The sequence below is a fragment of the Pseudomonas syringae group sp. J248-6 genome, assembly GCF_032586995.1.
GTDB classification, from domain to species: domain Bacteria; phylum Pseudomonadota; class Gammaproteobacteria; order Pseudomonadales; family Pseudomonadaceae; genus Aquipseudomonas; species Aquipseudomonas amygdali.
The window spans coordinates 299770-319742 of sequence record NZ_JAWHOP010000004.1; the positions used below are offsets into that span (position 1 = coordinate 299770).

A 19973-nucleotide genomic window follows, 5' to 3' on the forward strand; every position below is an offset into this window, starting at 1 on the left:
CCGTGCGACGCTCTGCTTAGGCATTTGATCATCGTGCGACGCTCCGCGTCGCATGCCGTTCTGGACGCTCTGCGTCCGGTCTTGAATGTGATGGTGCGGCGTAGACTGTGACCACGCTGGAGCATGCGGAACGATAATCCCAACTACCGTGCGACGCACCGTTTTCGCCCATGCAAACGCCGTCGACGCTATCCGTCCCCGCCGTTCGATAATATTTTGAACCCCTGAAGCGTAGGCATGATCTAGTCCATGCAAGGCCAACGGGAGATCGCCATGTATCGCTTTTTCGAGCAATTGAGTTCACGCATTACCGCCCCATTTGTCGGCGAATCCAAACGTAACAGCAAGGTCTGGCAGTGCACATGCGGCCAGTCGGTGTTTTTCCCCAATTCCCAATGCCTGGCCTGTTCGGCTGCGCTGGGTTACCTGCCCGAGCAGGGTCGCGTGGCTACGCTTGAAGCAGGGCCTGAGCCTACCTGGCGCCTGAGCGACGAACCGGGTGCGGGTCTGTATCGGCGTTGCGCTAACCTCGATACCCCGGCAGCCTGTAACTGGCTGTTTCCGGAGCACAACGCCGGTGAGTTCTGCGTTGCGTGCAGCCTGAATCGCACCATTCCCGACCTGTCCATCGCCGAAAACGGCGAGCGCTGGCGCAAGGTCGAGACCGCCAAGCGTCGTCTGGTTGCGCAGCTGATTTCCCTGGGGTTGCAGGTCATCCCCAAGAGCGTCGATGAAGAAGCCGGCCTGGCCTTTGACTTTGTCGGTGTCGATCTGGAAGGCAAGCTGCCGACCACTGGCCACGCCAATGGCCTGATTACCCTGAACATCGAGGAAGCCGACGACGCACACCGCGAAGCGATGCGCGTGCAGATGCACGAACCCTACCGCACCTTGCTCGGCCATTTCCGCCATGAAGTCGGCCACTATTACTGGGATCGACTGATCGCCAATACCCACTGGCAGGACGGCTGCCGCAATCTGTTCGGCGACGAGCGCGCCAGCTATGCCGATGCGCTTGATCACCACTATAAAAACGGCGCGCCCGACAACTGGCAGGAAAGCTTCGTCAGTGCCTACGCCACCATGCACCCGTGGGAAGACTGGGCCGAAACCTGGGCTCACTACCTGCACATGATGGACGCGGTCGACACCGCCCTGGGTTTTGGCATGAGCGCCCGCGACATGGAGCTGGACTACCAGCCATTCCCGCTGGAAGTGCTCTACGATCCACAGCATCCAGGCGGCCCGGCGTTCCTGTCGTTCGTCAACGCCTGGATCGAACTGGCCAGCATGCTCAACGAGCTGTCACGCAGCATGGGGCAGCCGGACTTCTATCCGTTCGTGCTGCCTCCGGCGGTAATCGCCAAACTGCACTTCATCCACCTGGTGATTCAGGATGCGGGTGGCAAGGCCGACGAGGTGTTGCAGGCTCAGTAACCCAGGCAGCGTCTGACATCGCTGGATGTCAGGCGCGTGTTCAAACTCCGTATCAAAGCGTCAGCACCAGCCTGCGCTCAAAACCGATCCTTCCGCGGTAAGCCTCTCCGGTGTCCACCCAGCCCTGACCTGCATAAAGCCCGATAGCAGCGCTATTGTCTGCATCGACCGAGAGCATCAAGTGCGTGATGTCCGGCCACTTCAGGCGCAGCGCCGCAGGCAATGCCTGCAAGCATGCTTTGCCTAAACCCTTGCCCTGTTCGCGGTGATCGATCTGCAACGCATGCAGCGTCGCAGCCAGCGTCTCCTGAGCCCAGTTCGGCAGACAATCCCCGCGCTTGAGCAGGAAAAACCCCACCGGTTTATCGTCGCCCAGAAGCACAAAGCCGCAAACATTCGGGTTGGGGTTGACCAGCAGAGTATTGAGCGCGGTGTAAATATCGCCGGAGAACTGCACTTGCTCCTGCGTTACTTCAAGGTGTTCGAGCTGTTGACGTTGAGAGGCGTTGAGATCGTGGTAGCCGACCAATCGAGTCTGCATGGGCAACCTGCTGGCTGATTATTATTGAGGCGGGCAGGGTACAGGATCGAATGAGGGTGTTTCGAGGATTTGTCACACCCACGGCCGATACCGCTTTGCGTTTCAGCCCCGGCACACAAGTGCTTGAGCCTCCTCGAAATTTTTATCCGAACCAACGGTTGTAAACTCACGCCAGACCGGTACAATGGCGCGGCTCGCCAACTGGTGAGTGTCGTTATGGTGACCCCATCGGTCCCCCCGCAACGATTACCCGTGAACCTGGTCAGATCCGGAAGGAAGCAGCCACAGCGGGAACATTGTGTGCCGGGGTGTGGCTGGTGGGGGCACCACCTTAACGAATCCTTAGTCGGCCCTCGACGCAGTTGCACTGAAATCTCCACATCCCCGATTACCACCCAACCGTCTCCGTATGCCGAGTGCATTAGCTGTTCCTGCGCCTGCATGCCATGCCCGATGTGAAAGCTGCTGATAATGCGATCCGAATTCGTCTGAACCCTCGGCGTCATGTGCCACCTAACCCCTTACGCGTCGCTTGAAACCGTTTTACGGCAAGGGGCAATTCAAGTCGCTGCGGGTGTCACGGGCTTTTCGGTCAGGCGTCTCGTAGCAGTGGAGCCGGGGGCCGGATGGAACAGGACATCATCAGATTTTTCACAGACTCGCAATTTCTGGGCATTTCGCTCGCCAACTGGATACTCGCTGTGTTCGCCTCGACCATGAGTTTTATTCTGGTCAGGGGGGTTATCGGTTTTGTCCTCCGAAAGATGCGCTCGCGGCCTGATTCGCCCAGCACGCATATGCGCTACATCGTGGTGCAGGTGCTGTCGGGCACCAGCAATACACTGTTACTGCTGGCTTCGATTCTGATCGGGGTGGGCATGCTCGATCTGCCGGAGCGCTGGCTTGGGCGGGTCAGCAGTCTGTGGTTCGTGGTTGCTGCATTGCAGGTCGGGTTGTGGGCGAACCGGGCAATTGCGCTCGCGCTGCAGCGCTACTTTGTACGTCACAACGCTGGCGGCACCTATCAGGGCAGTGCGCTGGCAACGTTGAGCCTGTGGGGCGCGAAAGTGTTGCTGTGGGCCACGGTGGTCATGGCGATGTTGTCGAACGTCGGGGTCAACATCACCGCGTTTGTCGCCAGCCTCGGGGTGGGCGGTATTGCGGTTGCGCTGGCGGTGCAGAACATTCTGGGTGATGTGTTTGCCTCACTTTCCATCGCAGTGGACAAGCCTTTCGAAGTCGGCGATTTCATTGTTGTCGGCGCGCTGTCCGGTACGGTCGAACATGTCGGTCTGAAGACCACGCGCATCCGTAGCCTGGGCGGCGAGCAGATCGTGATGGCCAACGCCGACATGATCAACAACACCATTCAGAACTACAAACGCTTGCAGGAGCGGCGGATTGTCTTCGAATTCAGGCTTACTTATGACTGCTCTGTCGATCAGATACGGGAAGTGCCAAAGAAAGTAGAAACGATCATCAACGCGCAGAAACTCGCCCGTTTCGACCGCTCGCATTTCCGTGGTTTTGGCGAAACGTCACTGGAGTTCGAGACCGTCTTTATCGTTCTCGACCCCAGCTACAACGTTTATATGGATGTGCAGCAGGCGATCAATCTGGACATCATGGAAGCATTCGCCGAACTGGATGTGCGTTTCGCGTTCCCGTCCCGCACGGTGTATGTGGCGTCCTTGCCACCGGTCAAGACGTCGCGTCCGACTGCACTGGAGGCAGCCGACGCGAGTACCTGAGCGCTACAGCGACGGAATCAGGCAGGAAAGTGCAATGCGTTGGTCAGGTCGCCCATGGGAGCCTGGCCGCGCGCGATCATGGCGTCGTCGCGGCGCTTCAGCCCGTCGAGCTTTTCCAGGCCGTGAACACGGGTAATCAGGCGCAGAATCGAGGCCGTGTCGTATACCGTGTGGTCCACCTTGCCTTTGCGGGCGAAGGGTGAAATGACCAGCGCCGGAATACGCGTGCCGGGGCCGAAGCGGTCGCCTTTGGGCGGTGCGACGTGGTCCCACCAGCCGCCGTTCTCGTCCACAGTCACGACGATCACCATGTTGTCCCATTGCGGGCTCTTGCGCAGCACCTTGATCACCCGGTCTATGTGCCGGTCACCCGCAGCCACGTCGGCATAACCGGCGTGCATGTTCAGGTTGCCCTGGGGCTTGTAGAAGGTTACCGCGGGCAACTTGCCGGCTTCGGCATCGGCGAGGAAGCGGTTGGTGCTGGACTCGTCACCCAGGCCGCCGTCACGCAAACGTTTTTTGCGTTCTTCAGGGTTTTGCGGACCCTGTTGCTTGAAGTAGTTGAACGGCTGGTGATGGTATTGAAAGTTAGGGATTTTCGGGATTCCCGTGGAGTCCTTGAACTCGTCCAGCGTCACTTGCCAGGCCCCAGCGTACCAGGCCCAGTCGACATTTCTTTTCGACAGTTTGTCGCCGATGTGTTCGTGGCTTTGCGGAACCAGCACGTTGGGCAGATCCGGTTTCGAGTAATCAGGGTTCTGCGGGTCGCGCAGCCAGGTTGGCCAGTAGGGCGGGGCCATGGTGTTGACGGCGTAGTTGTCCGGGGTAATGGCGCTGGGACCGAACTGCGGTGGCCCCTCCATTGCGCTGGCAGGCGACTTGTCCAGTGGCTTGAGGCGCGGGTCCTGCGGGTTGAAGCTCTGCAGGGTTGCGATCTGCGATTTGGCCGGAGACTCGGCAGCGTTGGGGTAAATCGGCGCGGTGGCTGAAATCAGGTATTGGTGGTTGAGGAACGAGCCGCCGAATGCACCCTGAAAGAAGTTGTCGCACAGCACGAATTCCGAGGCAACGTCCCACAGGCGCAGCGAGTACTGAGTCTGTGCGTAGTTGCCCATGGTCAGTCCGCCGGCGTCGGCCCAGGCGACGAATCGATCATTGCGACCGTCGTTGATCTGCATCTGATTCTGATAGAAAACGTGCCACAGGTCGCGAGTGACCAGACTCAGCGGCAGGTCTTCGCCGTTCGGCCCCTTGAGCGGGAAGGGGGCGTTGGGCAGGTCTTTCTGAAACTGCTCGCCTGCCGGGTAGGTCACGCCGTCAACGGTTTGCGGCCCGACCTGTAACACACCACCCCAGGCGGGCGGCAGTTTGGACAATAGCGTGCCGTCGCGGTCGCGCTGTTCATAGTCGGAAGGTCTGAGCGAGGAGAGTGGCTTCTGGACCCCGGGGAAATCGCCGAACAGGTTATTGAAGCTGCGGTTCTCGGCGTAGATCACCACAATAGTCTTCACGTTTTCGCGCAAGGCCCGGTCCAGCGCAGGCCCGGCAAGGTGATGATGCTTGTCGTTGTCGGCGGGCGGTTTCTCGTGGGCCGACACGTAGCTGCTCAGCGTGACGCCTGCGCCCAGGGCAGCCATCCCGCCCAGAAAACGACGGCGGCTGGGGTTGTTGTTGGTGTCTTCGTCGTCTGATCTGTCGCTCATCGCCAAATACTCGCGCTGGTTAATGTATTACCAAAGATTTCAGGCGAGCGTAACGACGGAATATGACGTTATTGCTACACCGCAGATGAAGGGTCACGGGGGCGTTGGCGCGGTGTAGTGATCGATGATTTGCTGAATCTCGCCCGACAAGCGCATTTGCACCAGTGTGCGCAGGATTTTACCTGTCGGCAGCTCGGGGGTGTTGCGTATCAGGCAGGCCGCAGGCTGCTCTGCGACCAGCGATATGGGCTTCAGCCTTCTGCCGACAGGCAGGTTTCGATTGGTCCATTCAAGGATCAACTGGTTGGTCACGGCGTAGTTGTAGCGTCCAGCCATCAGCTTGCCGAGCGTCTGGTTCTGCGTGCGCGCGTCTTCACGTATCAGTTGATGATTATCGAAAAGATGCTGCAGGGCAGGGTAGTTGTAGCCAAGTACCGTGCCGACGGTTTCATTGTCGAACTGCTCCGGGTAAGGACCCGCAGCTGTTTCGGCTGAAGCGACCAGCCAGTCGCGTTGATAGAGAATCGGCAGGCTCCAGAGGTAATCCCCGGACAGATCGGGATACCACGCCTGTGAGCTGTAGCAATGCATGTCTACTTCGCCACGCTCAAGCGCCGACTGGATGCGCAGGCGCGGCATCACGTGGTACCTGGCTTCAAGGCCGACATGGTGCGCAACGCTTTGCATGATGTCGAACAGAATGCCGGATTCGGGCCGAAAGTCGGTGATATGCATCATCGGCATGGTCCACCCTTCATTGACCGCGAAGTCCAGAGTAGCTTTGGCCGCGCTGACGGTCTGCGTCGACAGCAATAGCATGCACGCCACGGCTGCACGAGGTAGCCGAGGCTCTGCAAACGTCCGTTTAAAGCGCGTCATTGGATTCATTTGCTCAGCTTAGCCACAATAGAGACGCACACCAGATGCAATTTTGCCCCTGCTCGGCTAGCATTGGCGGTCTTCCGCTTACCAGTTGCGACGGTTTTAAATGAGTTATCAGGTTCTTGCACGTAAATGGCGTCCGCGCTCGTTCCGCGAAATGGTCGGCCAGGCTCATGTGTTGAAGGCCCTGATCAACGCGCTGGACAGCCAGCGCCTGCACCATGCCTATTTGTTCACCGGCACGCGAGGCGTCGGCAAGACCACTATCGCGCGGATCATCGCCAAGTGCCTGAACTGCGAAACCGGCATCACCTCTACGCCCTGTGGCACTTGCTCGGTGTGCAAAGAGATCGATGAAGGTCGTTTCGTCGACCTGATCGAGATCGACGCCGCCAGCCGCACCAAGGTCGAAGACACACGCGAACTGCTGGATAACGTGCAATACGCGCCAAGTCGCGGTCGCTTCAAGGTCTACCTGATCGACGAAGTGCACATGCTCTCCAGTCACTCGTTCAACGCCTTGCTCAAGACGCTTGAAGAGCCGCCGCCCTACGTCAAGTTCATCCTCGCTACCACCGATCCGCAGAAGCTGCCTGCGACCATTCTGTCGCGTTGCCTGCAGTTCTCGCTGAAAAACATGACGCCCGAACGTGTGGTCGAACACCTGACCCACGTACTGGGCGTCGAGAATGTGCCGTTCGAAGACGATGCGCTGTGGCTGCTCGGGCGCGCTGCCGACGGTTCGATGCGTGACGCGATGAGTTTGACCGATCAGGCCATTGCCTTTGGTGAAGGCAAGGTCATGGCTGCCGATGTGCGCGCCATGCTCGGCACGCTGGATCACGGTCAGGTGTTTGATGTGCTGACTGCGTTGCTGGAAGGCGACGCTCGCGGTGTGCTGGAAGCGGTGCGTCACCTGGCCGAGCAGGGGCCTGACTGGAACGGCGTGCTCTCGGAAATTCTCAATGTTCTGCACCGCGTGGCGATTGCCCAGGCGTTGCCGGAAGGTGTCGACAACGGGCATGGCGACCGCGACCGGGTGTTGGCGCTGGCCCAGGCATTACCTGCCGAAGACGTGCAGTTCTATTACCAGATGGGCCTGATTGGTCGTCGTGACCTGCCGCTGGCCCCGGATCCGCGTGGCGGTTTCGAGATGGTCCTGCTGCGCATGCTGGCATTCCGCCCGGCCGATAACGACGATGCGCCGAGGCAACCGCTAAAGCCGGTGGGGATCAGCCAGGCCACGGTTGATTCCCGAAAAGCAGTGGCCGATGCGACACCTGTTGCATCGGTAGCTCCCGCAGTTTCAACAGCACCGGTTATGGCTGCGCCCGATCCGGCCTTCGAAGCGCTGCCGCCAGCCGCCGCCCCGATGCCGACCTCTGCTGCACGAGCTGAGCCCGCAGCACAGCCAGAATCACAGCCGCAAGCACAGCCCGAGCCGGTCGAAGAAGTCGATCTGCCGTGGAATGAGCCAAAGGCACCGGTTGCCGAAAAAAACGCTGAATCCGCACCTGACACTGGCACTGTTGCAGAACCGGTAGCCGAGCCGGTTCTGGAGACTGTCTCCGAACAGCCAGACCTCACCCCAATGCCGACGCCTGCGCCCGCCAGCCCAGTGCCAGATGCGCCGGAGGCGGAACCTGCGCAGCCGGTTGCCGAGCAGCAGGTTACACCGGCGATGCTTGAAGCTATCCCTGATTCCGCCTATCTGTCCATGAATCCGGATTCGATGTCTTCGAATTCCGGCCCAATGGGCCGCGATGACGAGCCGCCAGCGGATGACGATTACGTCGAGCCGGATATCGACATCGACCCGGCGTCCTACAGCTATCTGGATGAACTGGCCCACGAGAGCGTCGTCGAGCTTGAAGCGGTCGAGCCCGAGCCCGCTCCGGCCGCCAAACCAGCCACCGGCCTTGCTGCCGACTGGCTGGAGGTATTCCCCAAACTGCCGATCTCCGGCATGACCGGCAGCATTGCCGCCAACTGCACCTTGATGGCGGTCGATGGCGATAAATGGCTGCTGCACCTGGACCCGGCGCACAGCGCCCTGTTCAACTCAACCCAGCAGCGCCGCCTGAACGATGCGTTGAACCAGTATCATGGGCGCACGATCAATCTGAGTATCGAGCTGATCAAACCCGAGCAGGAAACCCCTGCCCAGGCTGCTTCGCGACTGCGTGCCGAGCGTCAGCGTCAGGCCGAAGCCTCGATCCAGGCCGACCCGTATATCCAGCAGATGCTGCAGCAGTTTGGCGCTGTTATCCGGGAAGATACGATCCAGCCTGTGGACGCGCCTGCGGTGCAGACTCAATAACTGAAGACAGGGCGCCATTGGCGCCGCGTAAACGAACCATCCATTTTCGAGGAGATATCCCATGATGAAAGGTGGCATGGCTGGCCTGATGAAGCAGGCGCAGCAAATGCAGGAAAAAATGGCCAAGATGCAGGAAGAACTGGCCAACGCGGAAGTCACCGGTCAATCGGGCGCGGGCCTGGTGAGCGTTGTGATGACCGGTCGTCACGACGTCAAGCGCATCAACCTGGATGACAGCCTGATGCAGGAAGACAAGGAAGTGCTGGAAGACCTGATCGCCGCCGCCGTCAACGACGCCGTGCGCAAGATCGAGCAAGCCAGCCAGGACAAGACCGCTTCCATGACCGCAGGCATGCAATTGCCACCGGGCATGAAACTGCCGTTCTGACGGTCGCTTGGGTCACGATCAATGCCAGGCCATGTGCCTGGCATTTTTCTGTCTGCTGTCTGGCCGCACGCCGCCGTTCGGCTTCAGGACAACCATCAGTATTTGGCCTGACCGACTGAATTGAGCGACAATCGTCACCCGCCTCTGGAGTGCCCCATGTCTGAGCCCATTGAAAACCTCACCGTCGACGCCGTGCTGGACGCTGTCGGGCTGTTCTGCCCGGAACCGGTGATGATGCTGCATCAAAAGGTGCGTGACCTGCCTGCGGGCGGCCTGCTCAAGGTGATTGCGACCGATCCTTCCACGCGCCGTGATATTCCGAAATTCTGTGTTTTTCTTGGGCATGAGCTGGTTGCGGAGCAGGCCGAAGAGGGCACATTCCTGTACTGGATACGCAAAAAGTCCGATTGATTGATTGTTACATCGCTGCAACCCGCGCCGGTTCACGACGCACCTGTTCCCGCTGGGGACCGGTCCCTGTTCGCCAGACCCAGAGAGTCTTCCATGCGCATTGTTGCTGACGAAAATATTCCCCTGCTCGACGCTTTTTTTGCCCATTTCGGTGAGATTCATCGCTTGCCGGGGCGCGCCATAGATCGCGCTGCCGTGGCGAACGCCGACATCCTGCTGGTGCGCTCCGTGACCCCCGTGACCCGTGAGCTGCTCGAAGGCAGCCCGGTGCGGTTTGTCGGTACCTGCACCATCGGCACCGATCATCTGGATCTGGACGGGTTTCAGCAAGCTGGTATCCAGTGGGCCAGCGCACCGGGCTGCAATGCGCGCGGTGTGGTGGATTACGTGCTCGGCAGCCTGTTGACCCTGGCGGAAATCGAAGGCGTCGACCTCGCGCAACGCACTTACGGTGTGATCGGTGCAGGGCAGGTGGGTGGTCGTCTGGTCGCTGTCTTGAAGGCGCTTGGCTGGAACGTACTGGTCTGCGATCCGCCACGCGAGTCTGCCGAAGGCGGTGACTTCGTCAGCCTTGACGAGATTCTGCAGCGCTGTGACGTCATCAGCCTGCACACGCCGTTGAGCAAGACCGGGGCGTTAGCCACCTGGCACCTGCTCGACGAAGCCCGTTTGCGCCAACTCAGGCAGGGTGCCTGGCTGATCAATGCCAGTCGTGGTGCCGTGGTGGACAACACAGCGCTGCACGACGTGCTGCTTGAGCGTGAAGACCTGCAAGCCGTGCTGGATGTGTGGGAAGGCGAGCCGCAGGTCAACGTTGCGCTGGCCGACTTGTGCGTTCTGGGTACGCCGCATATCGCCGGTTACAGCCTTGATGGCAGGCAGCGGGGCACTGCGCAGATCTATCAGGCGCTGTGTGCCTTTCTGGGGCAGCCTGCGGTGATAAAACTGGACGATCTGCTGCCCAAACCCTGGCTGGCACAGGTCAGCCTCGATGCTGACAGCGATCCGGTCTGGGCACTGAACATGCTGTGCCGTGGCGTGTACGACCCACGGCGTGATGATGCAGATTTTCGGCGCAGCCTGACCGGCGACACTGCCAGCCAGCGTCTGGCTTTCGATGCGTTGCGCAAGCATTACCCGCCACGTCGGGAAATCGAAGGGCTGAAGGTCCGCGTCGAAGGTGAGTCCGGGGAGCTGACGCAACTCGTGCGGGCACTGGGGGCGGTACTGGTCTGATCGTCCGGTAAACGCGGGGCATAAAAAACCCGACTCAGGGTCGGGTTTCAAGGCATTTGGCACGGTTCGGTTTTATTTTTCCGGGGTTACCCAGTTCTTGTCGCATTCCTGGCAGGCAGCCTGAACCATTGCTTCGGTGATCAGGACTTCTTGCCCATGCTCGTCGAGAATTGCACCGCCAACCGGCAGATTGGGCGTGGCTCGAACGACTGGAACTTCGTTGCTGCGCTCTTGCAGGCTCATGGTGTTTCTCCTTTCATCAGGTAACGGCGTTAAATTAACCGCGCTTGATGACCGGTCCGTGACAAGTGCTGTCAGCCGCTCAAACGCGTTCCCAGTGCAACAGAAATGATGCGAATCTGCCAGTAGACGCTTAGATCGATGTCTTATAGCGGCCCCTGTAAAGCAGTCATAACCTGACCTTTGAAGCCGGGCGCAAGTTCATTCGAAATGATGCACAGCGCGCCATGCATGACAGGTGTAGGCTTCGCCATTCAGAAAGATCGGGCAAACAGGCAGGCTTCATGATTTCACTGATTACGCGACGTCACCGCCAGGCCCTTCGCCTGGCTGCGAGTTTCATTGCGCCGTATCGCTGGCAAGCGTTCGGAGCATTGTTGGCACTGGTCATTACTGCGGGCATCACCTTGTCGATCGGCCAGGGCATCAAGCTGATGGTCGATCAGGGCTTCATGACCCGCTCGCCGCAGTTGCTCGAGCGCTCGATCGGCTTTTTCATGCTGCTGACGGTCGGCCTGGCCATCGGAACGTTCGCCCGCTTTTATCTGGTGTCATGGATCGGCGAGCGCGTGGTCGCCGATCTGCGCAAGAAAGTATTCGATCACCTGATAGAGCTGCATCCGGGCTTTTACGAGAACAATCGCAGTTCGGAAATCCAGTCGCGGCTGACCGCCGATACCACGTTGTTGCAGTCGGTGATCGGCTCGTCACTGTCGATGTTCCTGCGCAACGCACTGATGGTCATTGGCGGCATCGTGCTGTTGTTCATCACCAACCCCAAGCTCACCAGCATCGTGGTGGTGGCGTTGCCGCTGATCATCGCGCCCATCCTCATGTTCGGACGGCGGGTGCGAAACCTGTCGCGCGAGAGCCAGGACCGGGTCGCCAATGTGGGCAGCTACGTGGCCGAGGCGTTGGGGCAGATCAAGACGGTGCAGGCGTATAACCATCAGCAACAGGACAAGCAGCGTTTTTCGCATACGGTGGAGCAGGCGTTCGAGACCGCTCGCAAACGGATTTTGCAGCGCTCCTGGCTGATCACGCTAGTGATCGTTCTGGTGCTGGGTGCGGTGGCGGTGATGCTGTGGGTCGGCGGTATGGACGTGATCAGCGGCCGCATATCAAGCGGTGAGCTGGCAGCGTTCGTGTTCTACGCGCTGATGGTCGGTATGGCGTTCGGCACGTTGAGCGAGGTGATTGGCGATTTGCAGCGAGCCGCCGGTGCCGCAGAGAGGATCGGCGAACTGCTTCAGGCACGTAGCGAGATTAGTGTGCCGACCACAGACCTGCAGAGCCTGCCACGGCGTATCAGCGGGCGTCTGGCGCTGGAGAATGTCACCTTCGCCTACCCGTCGCGTCCCGAGCGCAATGCGCTGGATAACCTGACCCTGAACATCGAGCCCGGTGAAACCCTGGCGCTGGTCGGGCCTTCCGGAGCAGGTAAGTCGACCATCCTCGACCTGCTGCTGCGTTTCTACGACCCGATTCAAGGGCGCATCCTGATCGAGGGCGTGCCGATCGCACAGCTTGATCCGCACGATCTGCGCCGCTGCTTCGCGCTGGTTTCACAATCGCCCGCACTGTTTTTCGGCAGTGTCGAGGACAACATTCGTTACGGTAACGCCACTGCCAGCCTTGAGCAGGTACAGGCAGCAGCGCGTATCGCCCATGCGCACGAGTTCATTCTCGACATGGCCGACGGCTACGGTACGCACCTGGGTGAGGGCGGAGTGGGATTGTCCGGCGGACAGCGGCAGCGTCTGGCGATTGCCCGCGCGTTACTGGTCGATGCGTCGATTCTGCTGCTGGACGAGGCGACCAGTGCACTGGATGCGCAAAGTGAGCACTTGATTCAGCAAGCCTTGCCGAGCCTGATGCAGGGGCGTACCACGCTGGTTATCGCCCACCGACTGGCCACGGTGCAGAATGCCGACCGGATTGCCGTCATGGATCAGGGCCGGCTTGTGGCGGTCGGTACCCATCAGCAACTGATCGCCAGCAACCCGCTCTACGCACGTCTGGCGGCGTTGCAGTTCAATGCTGGCGTCGAATAGAAAGGCGCAGTGTAAGCAGGTGTGCGGGCAATGTGGGAGGTCAGGCCCCCCACGTTTTCAGTCTCAGCGGTATTCGCACAGGTAAGCGGTATCAACGCTGACCTTGAGCTGGAACTTGCTGTTGGCCGGGACATTGAACTGGCTGCCGGTGGAGAAAGTTTCCCAGTCGGTACTGTCCGGGAGCTTCACGTTCAACTCGCCGGAGATCACGTGCATGATTTCCCGTTGCGCTGTACCGAACTCATATTCGCCCGCCGCCATGACACCGATGGTTGCCTGACCGTCGACCTGGCTGAAGGCGATGGATTTGACGGTGCCGTCGAAGTACTCGTTGACCTTGAACATGGGCGATTCCTTTTGAAAGGGCTGGAAATGGCCCGCCAGTATGCCCAACACGGTAAAACTCGTCACGCCCCTTGCAAGTCGACGCTCAGCAAACAACGACGTGCAGCGGGATTCAATTAGGCAGTATCAACGGCAAGAGCCGGGCGGTATTGCGCGCATCAACCAGTGCCCGGTGTTGCTGACCTGTGAATTGCATGCCAGCCAGTTGCAGGGCGCTGTTCAGGCCCATCGGCTTTTGCAACTGACGCGCTTGAGCGAATCGCTGTTTGAGGTTGACGTGCGGCATGCTCGACAGTGCGCTGTCGAGGCGATGGTAGCGCCATTCCTCTTCCAGTTGCTGGCGGTCGTAATCCCCCCAGCTGGCCCATCCCAGCACGCGGGCACGGTGATGGCTCAACCAGCGCTCGAACTGAGGCCACACGGTCGTCAGGGGCGCAGCGCTGTCGATACTGCTTTGATTGATATGGGTCAGCTCCCGGCAAAAATGAGTCAGCACAGGCCTGCGTGCGGGTCGTACGAAGCGCTCGAAATGGTCCAGCTCGCGCCCGTCCTGATTGACCAGCGTCGCGCCTATTTCGATGACTTCCATTTCTGCGACCGGCCAGCCACCTTCTTCGGTGGTAGCCTCCAGATCAATCACCAGCCAATGCGGCATCATCAAGCTCCCTTACGATAGTCAATGGCTTCAGCGTAGCCAGATTAGCCTGTTGCGCCCACGCCTGACGCTGCGCCGACAATATCGTTTTTATAACTGCCCTTACAGTGACCGCTGCTAATTGCATTGGTGCCTCACGCGAGTTCATCGCAGCGGTGCACAATAGTAACCACTGTGAGCGATGCTGACGCCGTTGATTTGACAGTTGTTTAAATCATGGAAACCGCATAGCGTGGAGGGCTTTGATTGATGTCGTGTTTTATGAAAAAATTTGCAGTATTAATTGATGGCGTCGCGCGGACGTTCGCCACAGGCCTTCTGCTCTTTGTGCCGTTCATGGCAACGTCCCACGTCTATGCCGCGCAGGTCGTGCGGGTGGCCGCCGTGCATTTCCCTCCGTATATGGTGCGCCCTGAAAAGGGCGAAGACGCCGGTCTGTTGCCCAAGCTGATCGATGCCCTGAATGCTGAGCAGGACGATTACGAGTTTGTGATGATCCCCACCTCCGTGCCCCGGCGTTTTCGTGACTTTGCAGAAGGGCGTTTCGATGTTGCGATCTTCGAGAACCCTGACTGGGGCTGGAAGGATATTGCGCACGAAACCGTCGATCTGGGCCTTGAAGATGCCGAGGTCTATGTCGCAAGGCGGGTCGAAGGGCGTGATCAGAATTACTTCGATGATCTGTCTGACAAACGTCTGGCGTTGTTCAGTGGTTACCATTATGGATTTGCCAACTTCAATACCGATCAGAAGTACTTGAGTGAGCACTTCAATGTGACCTCCACCTATTCTCACGACAGTAATCTATTGATGGTGGTGCGCAATCGGGCGGATATCGCGCCTGTTACCCGTTCTTATCTGATTGATTTTATGGCACGTAACAAAGATGAAGCGGCGCAGTTAATGGTCTCCGAACGCGTTGATCAGATCTACCGTCAATACGCGTTGTTGCGCCCCAATGGCAACATTGATGTTCCACACTTCAAAGCGCTGCTGGAGAAGTTGCGCGCGGACGGCGAGTTGGAGACGATCTTTCAGCCGCTTCATATCAAGGTGCTTTCGGTCAGCGCAGAGATCGGGAAATAGGCAGGGGCAGGTTTTCAGCCTGCCACCCGGACTTATTTAACGGTCCTTGGCTTCCTTGGCGTCCATTTCGGCGTTGCGCTCATGGACGCGCTTGAGTTGTTCTTCGGTGAGAGGCAGTTTCTTGGCTGTATCGCGCAGCATCATAAGACCGCCGACGATCGAGCCGATGGCTACGAGCAGAATTAACCAGGCATACCAGGGCATAGCGCTCTCCTTGTTGTGATACCGGTTTGAGCAGCGAGGCTGCTCAATGGTTCAAGTGTATGCGCCCTGATCGGGTTGCGTGCAAAACCCTTTGCACGCAACCCTGGAAAGTCTCTGAATTATTGCCCGGTCAGCATCGCGTCGGTCGGTGCATCGGCGCGCGATTTGGCGGTCAGGCTGAAGTAGATAAAACCTATGGCCATCAGCCCGAGGAAAATCAGGCCGATCAGCATGTTGAACCAGGCCATTGCCACCAGACACACGATTGCCAGAGCCAGCGCAATGCCGGGCACCACCGGGTAGCCTGGCGCGCGGAAGCTGCGCTCAAGGTCAGGTTCAGTCTTGCGCAGCTTGAACAGGCTTAGCATGCTCATGATGTACATGACGATAGCGCCGAAAACAGCCATGGTGATCATCGCAGCGGTGAGTGTCATGCCGCTCAGGTTGATCAGGCCATCGCTGTAGATGGCCGCGATACCGATCAGGCCACCTGCGATGATCGCCCGGTGCGGTGTCTGAAAGCGTGACAGCTTGGCCAGCGAGGAAGGCAGGTAACCGGCACGGGCGAGGGCGAAGAACTGGCGCGAGTAACCCATGATGATGCCGTGGAAGCTGGCGACCAGACCGAACAGGCCGATCCACACCAGCATGTGCAGCCAGCCGGAGCTGTCACCGACCACGGCTTTCATGGCTTGTGGCAGTGGGTCGTTGATGTTGGCCAGCGTGCGCCAGTCACCCACGCCACCGGCAAACAGCATGACGCCGATAGCGAGGAATACCAGGGTCAGAATGCCGCTGATGTAAGCCTTTGGAATGGTGCGTTTCGGGTCCTTGGCTTCTTCGGCGGCCATTGCAGCGCCTTCAATGGCCAGGAAGAACCAGATCGCAAAGGGGATGGCGGCGAACATGCCGGCAATCGCTTCCGGCCCGAAGGTCTGGGAACCGGCCCAGCCGTTGAGGGCGAAGTTGCTGAAACTGAATGCGGGCGCGACCACCCCCATGAACACCAGCAGCTCGGCCACGGCCAGAATGCACACGACCAGCTCAAAGGTTGCTGCCAGCTTTACGCCGACGATGTTGAGCGCCATGAACACGATGTAAGCGCCGACAGCCGCATGTTTAGGGTCCAGCCCCGGGTATTGCACGTTAAGGTACGCACCGATTGCCATGGCAATGGCCGGTGGCGCGAATACGAATTCGATCAGGGTGGCCATACCGGCGATCAGACCGCCTTTTTCGCCAAAGGCGCGGCGGCTATAGGCAAACGGGCCGCCCGCGTGCGGGATGGCCGTAGTGAGCTCGGTAAAGCTGAAGATGAAGCAGGTGTACATGGTCGCAACCATCAAGGCTGTTACCAAAAAGCCCAGTGTACCCGCCACGCCCCAGCCGTAGCTCCAGCCGAAGTATTCGCCGGAAATCACCAGCCCGACAGCGATCCCCCATAAATGAATCGTGCCCAGCGTTGGCTTGAGTTGCGTGCTCATGGTCATCTCCCTGAGATTCGGTAATCGTTGAAACATCCTGTTGCAGAGGCCGTGCCAGTGCACTGATCATTGTCGTGTTGCTTCAAAACGGGTCGTTTACAGAACGCTGCAGTGAACCGATTCACCGGGTTGTGCAGGTTTGGTGCAGGCCGCCGAAGCAATGGTCGCTGCGAGTGCAGGGAATCATGAGTTTTTACGACAGCGGCTGGCTAAATGCCGATCTACGGGTCCCGTCTGCTCGCCGGTTCGGCTACAATGCGCGCCGATTTCGACTTACCTGAGACCACGCTCATGTCCGCCTGCCAGACTCCTGTCATCGTCGCCCTGGATTTTCCGACCCGTGAAGCCGCCTTGCGGTTGGCTGATCAGCTCGATCCCAAGCTGTGCAGGGTCAAGGTCGGCAAGGAGCTGTTCACCAGTTGCGCGGCCGATATCGTCGAGACCCTTCGCAACAAGGGCTTCGAGGTGTTTCTTGATCTCAAATTCCACGATATCCCCAATACCACGGCGATGGCGGTCAAGGCCGCTGCCGAGATGGGCGTGTGGATGGTCAACGTGCACTGCTCAGGCGGGCTACGCATGATGACGGCGTGCCGCGAAGTGCTGGAGCGGCGCAGCGGTCCTCAGCCACTGCTGATTGGCGTGACCGTTCTGACCAGTATGGAGCGGGAAGACCTTGCCGGTATCGGCCTGGACATTGATCCGCAGGTGCAGGTGCTGCGCCTTGCAGCGCTGGCCGAGAAGGCCGGTATGGACGGTCTGGTCTGTTCGGCGCTGGAAGCGCAGGCCCTGAAAGCGGCTCACCCGTCGTTGCAGCTGGTGACGCCCGGCATTCGTCCGGCGGGCAGTGCGCAGGACGATCAGCGCCGCATCCTGACTCCGCGCCAGGCCCTGGACGCCGGCTCCGATTATCTCGTCATCGGCCGCCCGATCAGCCAGGCAGCTGACCCGGCAAAGGCCCTGGCTGCGGTGGTTGCCGAGCTGGCTTGAGCGCGAGGACGCACAGCGTCAGGCAAGGCACCCCACGCCGAAGCACGAGGTGTCCGGCCCACGGGTTTTATTCCACTTTCAAGATCAGCTTGCCCTGGTTCTCACCGCTGAACAGCATCTGGAAGGTTTCCGGGAAAGTCTCGAGACCGTCGACGATATGCTCCTTGCTCTTGAGCTTGCCTTCCTTGATCCAGCCCGCCATTACCTGACCGGCTTCAGCGAAGCGCTCGGGGTGGTCGAGTACGATGAAGCCTTCCATGCGTGCACGGTTGACCAGCAGTGACATGTAGTTGGCCGGGCCTTTGATCGCCGTGGTGTTGTTGTACTGACTGATGGCACCGCAGATCACCACACGCGCGCCGACCGCCAACTGGCTGAGCGCCGCGTCCAGAATGTCGCCGCCAACGTTGTCGAAGTACACGTTCACGCCATCCGGACAATGGCGCTTCAAGCCATCCATAACGTCTTCAGACTTATAGTCGATGGCTGCATCGAAGCCCAGCTCCTCGGTCAGCAGACGGCATTTTTCTGTGCCTCCTGCGATGCCGACAACCCGGCAGCCCTTGAGCTTGGCAATTTGCCCGGCGACGCTGCCCACAGCACCCGCTGCGCCGGAGATCACTACGGTGTCACCGCTTTTTGGCTGGCCGACATCCAGCAGCGCCAGGTAGGCAGTCATGCCGGTCATGCCCAGAGCAGATAGATAAAGCGGTAGCGGGGCAAGGCTGGTATCAACCTTGTAAAAGCCTTTTGGCTCGCCCACAAAGTAATCCTGAACGCCAAGTGCGCCTTGCAGATGGTCGCCTACGGCAAATTTCGGGTTTTTCGATTCAAGCACTTCGCCCACGCCCAGGGCGCGCATCACTTCGCCCAGCTTTACGGCCGGAATGTAGGATTTTCCGTCATTCATCCAGCCACGCATCGCCGGGTCCAGCGACAGGTATTTGTTCCTGACCAGTATCTGGCCTTCGGCAAGTGCGGTGACCGGAGCCTCTTGATAGGTGAAGTCTTCACGGCGCACATCGCCCGACGGACGCTTGGCGAGCAGGAACTGGCGGTTGGAAAGATCAGTCATGGCAGGGTCTCCAGAAAATGGTTCAAAGATGGATTCAAACGCTCGCCGCGTTGCTCAGGCAAGAAGCGATCATCAAGCGAATGCTGTTTGATCCATGTGATTGATAGGAGTCCGTTGCGGCTTTGGCGTTCAGACGGATCTGCAGACGACGCATGCTGAAGGCCGATAGGGCTTGAGTCAGTTGCGGCGGTGCTCTAGATTCGTCGCTCGACAAACGCCAGGGTGACCGTAATGCCAGCTATATCCAAACCGACGCTTTACCCTCAGGTTCTGCGCGCTGGCGACGCCGTGGCGTTGGTGTCGCCTGCCGGGCCGGTTGACCCTGGCAACATCGACGCTGCGGTCGAAGTACTCAAGGGGTGGGGGCTGCGGCCGCGCGTCTATCCGCATGCGCTGGGTAAATACTCATTCTATTCGGGGACCGACGAGGAGCGGCTTGCTGACCTCAACGCCGCACTGGCTGATCCGGAGATTCGTGCGGTCATCTGCAACCGCGGTGGCTATGGCGTGCAGCGAATTGTCCAGCAGGTAAATATGGACGCCGTGCGTCGTGACCCCAAGCTGGTAACCGGCTTTTCCGATATTACCGCGCTACATGGTGCGCTGTGGAACCATGCGCGTCTGGTCACTGTTCATGGGCCGGTCGCCTCGCAGCTGGAACGCGGTGGCCTGTTCGTCAGCGGCATGCACCACGTGCTGATGAGTACCGAGCCGGTATTGCTCAAGGCTGATCCTGGCTCACCAACGGCGAAGGTCAGAACCGGCGGCAGCGCGCAGGGCCTGTTGCTGGGCGGCAATCTGTGCATCCTCGATACCTCGGTGGGCACGCCGTTCATGCCCGACATGACCGGTGCGATTTTGCTCATCGAAGAGGTCAACGAACCGGCCTATCGGGTTGATCGCATGCTGACCCATCTGGGTAACTGCGGCATCCTTGCGCGTCTGGCGGGTGTTGCGGTGGGCGAGTTCACCCCGGCCGCTAACACCGGCGGCACCATTAGCCCCGCCGATGTGCTGCTGGAACGGCTAGGCAGCCTGGGCATTCCGGTGCTGGGCGGCTTGCCGGTAGGGCATGGAGATCTCAATCAGGCCGTGCCACTCGGAACGCAGGCAATACTTGATGTAGATGCCGGAACCTTGCTGGTATCGGCCGCTGCCCGCAGTTGATTGC

19 protein-coding genes and 1 other RNA gene are annotated in these 19973 nt (G+C 59.4%); 11 read left to right on the top strand and 9 right to left on the bottom strand.

Features of this window, described 5'->3' with window-relative positions:
- The first annotated feature begins 273 nt into the window (after window positions 1-273).
- Entirely contained in the window at window positions 274-1437 is a 1164-nt protein-coding gene (locus RYC17_RS07700; protein ID WP_005731470.1) for a putative zinc-binding metallopeptidase, read from the top strand.
- 52 nt (window positions 1438-1489) lie between these two features.
- Here the strand turns inward: RYC17_RS07700 and RYC17_RS07705 are convergent, their stop codons facing one another.
- Window positions 1490-1978: a GNAT family N-acetyltransferase gene (locus RYC17_RS07705; protein ID WP_058401979.1), complete on the bottom strand. Its 489-nt coding sequence runs from the start codon at window positions 1976-1978 to the stop codon at window positions 1490-1492.
- A 226-nt stretch (window positions 1979-2204) separates the two neighbouring features.
- On the opposite strand from RYC17_RS07705, the gene ffs reads away from it, so the two are divergent.
- An RNA gene (gene ffs, locus RYC17_RS07710) (signal recognition particle sRNA small type) lies at window positions 2205-2301 on the top strand.
- A 303-nt stretch (window positions 2302-2604) separates the two neighbouring features.
- A complete protein-coding gene (locus RYC17_RS07715) occupies window positions 2605-3729 on the top strand; it encodes a mechanosensitive ion channel family protein (protein ID WP_004665849.1) in 1125 nt (374 codons plus the stop codon).
- A 17-nt stretch (window positions 3730-3746) separates the two neighbouring features.
- Here the strand turns inward: RYC17_RS07715 and acpA are convergent, their stop codons facing one another.
- On the bottom strand, window positions 3747-5432 hold the full coding sequence (gene acpA, locus RYC17_RS07720) for an acid phosphatase (protein ID WP_058409757.1): 1686 nt from the start codon (window positions 5430-5432) through the stop codon (window positions 3747-3749).
- A gap of 93 nt (window positions 5433-5525) precedes the next feature.
- The gene (locus RYC17_RS07725; protein ID WP_193600937.1) at window positions 5526-6311 is read right to left on the bottom strand and encodes a substrate-binding periplasmic protein; all 786 of its coding nucleotides are present in this window, start codon (window positions 6309-6311) and stop codon (window positions 5526-5528) included.
- A 109-nt stretch (window positions 6312-6420) separates the two neighbouring features.
- Here RYC17_RS07725 and dnaX point away from each other — a divergent pair, with 109 nt between their 5' ends.
- The 4 genes from dnaX (at window position 6421) to pdxB (ending at window position 10669) form a co-directional block, all read left to right on the top strand.
- Window positions 6421-8634: a DNA polymerase III subunit gamma/tau gene (gene dnaX / locus RYC17_RS07730; RefSeq protein WP_058401983.1), complete on the top strand. Its 2214-nt coding sequence runs from the start codon at window positions 6421-6423 to the stop codon at window positions 8632-8634.
- 61 nt (window positions 8635-8695) lie between these two features.
- Entirely contained in the window at window positions 8696-9022 is a 327-nt protein-coding gene (locus RYC17_RS07735; protein WP_002552818.1) for a YbaB/EbfC family nucleoid-associated protein, read from the top strand.
- A 156-nt stretch (window positions 9023-9178) separates the two neighbouring features.
- Complete coding sequence (tusA, locus tag RYC17_RS07740; RefSeq protein ID WP_058401984.1) at window positions 9179-9433, top strand: sulfurtransferase TusA; 255 nt, start codon at window positions 9179-9181, stop codon at window positions 9431-9433.
- A 93-nt stretch (window positions 9434-9526) separates the two neighbouring features.
- Entirely contained in the window at window positions 9527-10669 is a 1143-nt protein-coding gene (pdxB, locus tag RYC17_RS07745) for a 4-phosphoerythronate dehydrogenase PdxB (protein WP_316902708.1), read from the top strand.
- A 72-nt stretch (window positions 10670-10741) separates the two neighbouring features.
- Here the strand turns inward: pdxB and RYC17_RS07750 are convergent, their stop codons facing one another.
- Window positions 10742-10912 (bottom strand): PA1571 family protein, encoded by a 171-nt coding sequence (locus tag RYC17_RS07750; protein ID WP_002552821.1) that lies wholly within the window; start codon window positions 10910-10912, stop codon window positions 10742-10744.
- A gap of 281 nt (window positions 10913-11193) precedes the next feature.
- On the opposite strand from RYC17_RS07750, the gene RYC17_RS07755 reads away from it, so the two are divergent.
- Window positions 11194-12963 (top strand): ABC transporter transmembrane domain-containing protein, encoded by a 1770-nt coding sequence (locus RYC17_RS07755; RefSeq protein ID WP_058401986.1) that lies wholly within the window; start codon window positions 11194-11196, stop codon window positions 12961-12963.
- 63 nt (window positions 12964-13026) lie between these two features.
- Here RYC17_RS07755 and RYC17_RS07760 read toward each other — a convergent pair whose 3' ends face one another.
- Entirely contained in the window at window positions 13027-13308 is a 282-nt protein-coding gene (locus tag RYC17_RS07760; protein ID WP_004658419.1) for a pyrimidine/purine nucleoside phosphorylase, read from the bottom strand.
- A 112-nt stretch (window positions 13309-13420) separates the two neighbouring features.
- Window positions 13421-13963, bottom strand: a complete 543-nt coding sequence (locus RYC17_RS07765) for an exonuclease domain-containing protein (protein WP_005744336.1) — start codon at window positions 13961-13963, stop codon at window positions 13421-13423.
- Between the two features lie 249 nt (window positions 13964-14212).
- Here RYC17_RS07765 and RYC17_RS07770 point away from each other — a divergent pair, with 249 nt between their 5' ends.
- The gene (locus RYC17_RS07770) at window positions 14213-15049 is read left to right on the top strand and encodes a substrate-binding periplasmic protein (protein ID WP_080396353.1); all 837 of its coding nucleotides are present in this window, start codon (window positions 14213-14215) and stop codon (window positions 15047-15049) included.
- A gap of 36 nt (window positions 15050-15085) precedes the next feature.
- Here RYC17_RS07770 and RYC17_RS07775 read toward each other — a convergent pair whose 3' ends face one another.
- Both RYC17_RS07775 and eat read right to left on the bottom strand, forming a co-directional pair.
- Window positions 15086-15253: a DUF2897 family protein gene (locus tag RYC17_RS07775; protein WP_002552826.1), complete on the bottom strand. Its 168-nt coding sequence runs from the start codon at window positions 15251-15253 to the stop codon at window positions 15086-15088.
- A gap of 119 nt (window positions 15254-15372) precedes the next feature.
- The gene (gene eat / locus RYC17_RS07780) at window positions 15373-16737 is read right to left on the bottom strand and encodes an ethanolamine permease (protein WP_058402063.1); all 1365 of its coding nucleotides are present in this window, start codon (window positions 16735-16737) and stop codon (window positions 15373-15375) included.
- 291 nt (window positions 16738-17028) lie between these two features.
- Between eat and pyrF the strand changes: the two genes are divergently transcribed.
- Window positions 17029-17727 carry an orotidine-5'-phosphate decarboxylase gene (pyrF, locus tag RYC17_RS07785; protein ID WP_058402064.1) on the top strand — a complete coding sequence of 233 codons (699 nt, stop codon included), beginning with the start codon at window positions 17029-17031 and terminating at the stop codon, window positions 17725-17727.
- A gap of 67 nt (window positions 17728-17794) precedes the next feature.
- Here pyrF and RYC17_RS07790 read toward each other — a convergent pair whose 3' ends face one another.
- Window positions 17795-18802, bottom strand: coding sequence for an NADP-dependent oxidoreductase (locus RYC17_RS07790; RefSeq protein ID WP_058401988.1), 1008 nt, complete (start codon window positions 18800-18802; stop codon window positions 17795-17797).
- A gap of 231 nt (window positions 18803-19033) precedes the next feature.
- On the opposite strand from RYC17_RS07790, the gene RYC17_RS07795 reads away from it, so the two are divergent.
- On the top strand, window positions 19034-19969 hold the full coding sequence (locus RYC17_RS07795; protein WP_058401989.1) for an LD-carboxypeptidase: 936 nt from the start codon (window positions 19034-19036) through the stop codon (window positions 19967-19969).
- The last annotated feature ends 4 nt before the right edge of the window (window positions 19970-19973 follow it).

Bases quoted from the DNA above. Each gene is read 5' to 3' on its own strand.
- RYC17_RS07700 (WP_005731470.1), top strand. From the start codon at position 274: ATGTATCGCTTTTTCGAGCAATTGAGTTCACGCATTACCGCCCCATTT.
- RYC17_RS07705 (WP_058401979.1), bottom strand. From the start codon at position 1,978: ATGCAGACTCGATTGGTCGGCTACCACGATCTCAACGCCTCTCAACGT.
- RYC17_RS07715 (WP_004665849.1), top strand. From the start codon at position 2,605: ATGGAACAGGACATCATCAGATTTTTCACAGACTCGCAATTTCTGGGC.
- acpA (WP_058409757.1), bottom strand. From the start codon at position 5,432: ATGAGCGACAGATCAGACGACGAAGACACCAACAACAACCCCAGCCGC.
- RYC17_RS07725 (WP_193600937.1), bottom strand. From the start codon at position 6,311: ATGACGCGCTTTAAACGGACGTTTGCAGAGCCTCGGCTACCTCGTGCA.
- dnaX (WP_058401983.1), top strand. From the start codon at position 6,421: ATGAGTTATCAGGTTCTTGCACGTAAATGGCGTCCGCGCTCGTTCCGC.
- RYC17_RS07735 (WP_002552818.1), top strand. From the start codon at position 8,696: ATGATGAAAGGTGGCATGGCTGGCCTGATGAAGCAGGCGCAGCAAATG.
- tusA (WP_058401984.1), top strand. From the start codon at position 9,179: ATGTCTGAGCCCATTGAAAACCTCACCGTCGACGCCGTGCTGGACGCT.
- pdxB (WP_316902708.1), top strand. From the start codon at position 9,527: ATGCGCATTGTTGCTGACGAAAATATTCCCCTGCTCGACGCTTTTTTT.
- RYC17_RS07750 (WP_002552821.1), bottom strand. From the start codon at position 10,912: ATGAGCCTGCAAGAGCGCAGCAACGAAGTTCCAGTCGTTCGAGCCACG.
- RYC17_RS07755 (WP_058401986.1), top strand. From the start codon at position 11,194: ATGATTTCACTGATTACGCGACGTCACCGCCAGGCCCTTCGCCTGGCT.
- RYC17_RS07760 (WP_004658419.1), bottom strand. From the start codon at position 13,308: ATGTTCAAGGTCAACGAGTACTTCGACGGCACCGTCAAATCCATCGCC.
- RYC17_RS07765 (WP_005744336.1), bottom strand. From the start codon at position 13,963: ATGCCGCATTGGCTGGTGATTGATCTGGAGGCTACCACCGAAGAAGGT.
- RYC17_RS07770 (WP_080396353.1), top strand. From the start codon at position 14,213: ATGTCGTGTTTTATGAAAAAATTTGCAGTATTAATTGATGGCGTCGCG.
- RYC17_RS07775 (WP_002552826.1), bottom strand. From the start codon at position 15,253: ATGCCCTGGTATGCCTGGTTAATTCTGCTCGTAGCCATCGGCTCGATC.
- eat (WP_058402063.1), bottom strand. From the start codon at position 16,737: ATGAGCACGCAACTCAAGCCAACGCTGGGCACGATTCATTTATGGGGG.
- pyrF (WP_058402064.1), top strand. From the start codon at position 17,029: ATGTCCGCCTGCCAGACTCCTGTCATCGTCGCCCTGGATTTTCCGACC.
- RYC17_RS07790 (WP_058401988.1), bottom strand. From the start codon at position 18,802: ATGACTGATCTTTCCAACCGCCAGTTCCTGCTCGCCAAGCGTCCGTCG.
- RYC17_RS07795 (WP_058401989.1), top strand. From the start codon at position 19,034: ATGCCAGCTATATCCAAACCGACGCTTTACCCTCAGGTTCTGCGCGCT.